The 2665-nt window shown below is 57.7% G+C and carries 4 protein-coding genes; all 4 read left to right on the top strand.

Annotation, left to right across the window (positions count from 1 at the left end; genetic code table 11):
- Window positions 1-85 precede the first annotated feature (85 nt).
- From tnpA to IEG05_RS22895, 4 genes are read left to right on the top strand one after another with little or no spacing between them, the layout of a single operon-like run.
- The gene (gene tnpA, locus IEG05_RS22910; protein WP_004423344.1) at window positions 86-376 is read left to right on the top strand and encodes an IS66 family insertion sequence element accessory protein TnpA; all 291 of its coding nucleotides are present in this window, start codon (window positions 86-88) and stop codon (window positions 374-376) included.
- On the top strand, window positions 373-717 hold the full coding sequence (gene tnpB, locus IEG05_RS22905) for an IS66 family insertion sequence element accessory protein TnpB (RefSeq protein WP_004423345.1): 345 nt from the start codon (window positions 373-375) through the stop codon (window positions 715-717). Before tnpA ends, tnpB begins: the two co-directional genes overlap by 4 nt.
- Before the next feature lie 28 nt (window positions 718-745).
- Entirely contained in the window at window positions 746-2377 is a 1632-nt protein-coding gene (gene tnpC, locus IEG05_RS22900; protein ID WP_004423346.1) for an IS66 family transposase, read from the top strand.
- Window positions 2367-2636 carry a hypothetical protein gene (locus tag IEG05_RS22895; protein ID WP_003458515.1) on the top strand — a complete coding sequence of 90 codons (270 nt, stop codon included), beginning with the start codon at window positions 2367-2369 and terminating at the stop codon, window positions 2634-2636. The genes tnpC and IEG05_RS22895 overlap by 11 nt, the downstream gene beginning before the upstream one ends.
- The last annotated feature ends 29 nt before the right edge of the window (window positions 2637-2665 follow it).

The following is a 2665-nucleotide window of genomic DNA, read 5'->3' as shown; positions in this document are numbered from 1 at the left end:
GTAAGCGTTCATTCCAAGACATCCTGCCATCCCGCTGACTTCCGCCCTAGAGTGACCTCGCATTCAACAACGCGAGGTTATTTCCATGAGAAAACACCGCACCGCAGAACAGTGGCAAGTCCTAATCGGTCAGCAGCGTGACAGCGGCCTGTCGGCCACGCAGTTCTGCAAGGAGCACAAACTCGGTTATGCCAGCTTCTGTAGTTGGCGCAAGCGCCTGTTGAGTCAGCCGGTCGGTGAGGCTGCGGATTCTGGTTATGCCAGCTTCCTGGATCTGTCATCGCTGATGGATGACTCGGCCTCTCCCGGAAGCGGCTGGAATATCGTGCTGAGCCTGGGTAATGGTGTTGAGCTAAGGCTGAGCCAGATCAGATGATCGGTCTGGATAGCCAGGCCCGGATCTGGCTGTGCACCGAGCCCACGGATATGCGCAAATCCTTCCGGGGGCTGAGCGCTCTGGTCCGCAATCAACTCAAGCAAGATCCGCTCAGCGGGCAGTATTTTGTCTTCGTTAACCGTCGCAAGACCCAAATGAAGATGTTGTATTTCACGCCCACGGGCTACTGCCTGTGGGCCAAGCGACTGGAGCAGGGGCAGTTCCGGGTACGGCCGTCTTCTTCGGGACAGCGCCCCTTAAACCTGACTGATCTCCAGTTGCTGATTGACGGTATCGAGGTGCAAAAGTACCGTCAGTTCAAGCGTTTTCGGGGCACGTAGCGGGTTGTGTTCCGGTATAATATCGGCCATGAATTCAATGGCTTCCGCGTCCTATTCCAACGCCCCTTCCTACTCGGTACTGGCCGAGGAGAATGCCCTGTTGCGTGAGCAGCTACAGGTCATGCAGCGGCAGTTGGACTGGTTCAAGAAGCAGCTGTTCGGCCCCAAGTCCGAGAAGCAGGTGTATGACCTCCCGGAGCAGGGCGGCCTGTTCCAATCGAATGATGCGGCTAGCCCGGAGAAGCCTCTCGATGCGGAGAAACGCCCGGTTCGGGCTTATCAGCGAGGCACCGGAAAGAAACAGCGGGACGACGACTGCCTGAACGATACGGGTCTGCGTTTTACAGCGGACGTGCCAGTGGAAGTTGTTGAACACCTGCCGCCGGAGCTAAGCGGCCCCGACGCCGACCAGTACGACATCCTTGGCACCAAAACGACCTATCGGCTGGCCCAGCGGACGTCCAGTTACGTGGTGTTGCAAGTGGAACGCCCCGTATTTCGGCGCAAGGGCAGCGACAAGCCCGTGACCACGCCGGCCCCGTCCAACGTACTGGACAACAGCCTGGCCGACGTCAGCTTGTTGGCGGGTCTGATGGTCGACAAGTTCCAGTTTCACCTACCGCTGTATCGCCAACACCAACGCATCCAGCAAGCGGGTATTACCCTCAGCCGCAGCACCCTCACCAATCTGATCAAGCGATCTATTGATCTGCTGCGGCCGATCGTGGATGCCCAGACCGACAATGTTCTGCGCAGCCGGGTGTTGGCGATGGATGAGACGCCGATTAAAGCTGGCCACCAGGGTCGGGCAGGCCCACAAAAAGGCAAGATGAAATCCGGCTGGTTCTGGCCGTTATACGGCGATGCCGATGAAGTGGTGTTCACTTACTCGAACAGTCGAGGCCGAGCCCATATCGAGCAGGTACTGAACGAACAGTTCAGCGGAACTCTGATCAGTGACGGCTATGCTGCTTATGCCCGCTATGCCGCCGCACAGCAGAACATCATCCACGCGCAGTGCTGGGTGCACAGTCGTCGTTACTTCATTGAGGCGCAGAAGGACCACCCGATAACTGCCACCGAAGCCCTTCAGCAGATTGCCAAGCTATACACCAACGAAGAAGAGATCCGCGTCCAGCAACTGACCGGCGAAAAGAAACGCCAGTACCGGCTACTCCACTCAAAGCCGGTGGTCAGCGACTTCTTCCAATGGTGCCGGGATCAACTGGCACAGGGCGGTCTGCTGCCCAGTGATTTATTGACCAAAGCACTGAACTACGTGCTCAGCCGTGAAGCCAGCCTGACCGTCTTCCTGGAAGACCCAGACGTCCAGCCAGACACCAACCACCTGGAACGGGCCCTGCGCCCCATTCCCATGGGACGCAAGAACTGGCTGTTCTGCTGGACTGAACTCGGCGCGGAACACGTGGGCATCATCCAGAGCCTGATCACTACGTGCAAACTGCACGACATCAACCCGTACACCTATCTGGTGGACGTGCTGCAGCGCATCAGTCAGCACCCGGCCAGCAAGGTCGCTGACCTGACGCCTCGGCTCTGGAAGACCCGGTTCGCCGATAATCCGTTACGCTCGCTGATCGATCCGCGCCATTCTGATCGACAGACCGCACAGCCAAAGGGCACCCTCCATGCGCATTGAAGACATGAGCATCGATCAGCTATTGGAGCTGAACCGAATGATCTGCCGGCGCATTGATGAACTGCAAGATCAAGAAAACCTGCAGGCGCTGAGTCGGCTGCACGTGGGGCTGAAGGTGACCTTCGAAAGCCGAACTGGCTTGACTATGGGGATCGTCACCAAGATCAACCGCAAGAGCGTGATCGTCCTGGCCGAGAACGGCACGAAACAGTACAAGGTCTCACCGGAATTGCTAAGGCCCCTTCGGGACGTAAAGTAAGTCCAGTACGTCGTGGAATGAACGCTTAC

The sequence above is a fragment of the Stutzerimonas kunmingensis genome (assembly GCF_014764705.1).
In the GTDB taxonomy this organism is placed as follows: Bacteria; Pseudomonadota; Gammaproteobacteria; order Pseudomonadales; family Pseudomonadaceae; genus Stutzerimonas.
Note: the sequence above shows the minus strand (reverse complement) of the source record. Positions and strands in the feature narration are given on the sequence as shown.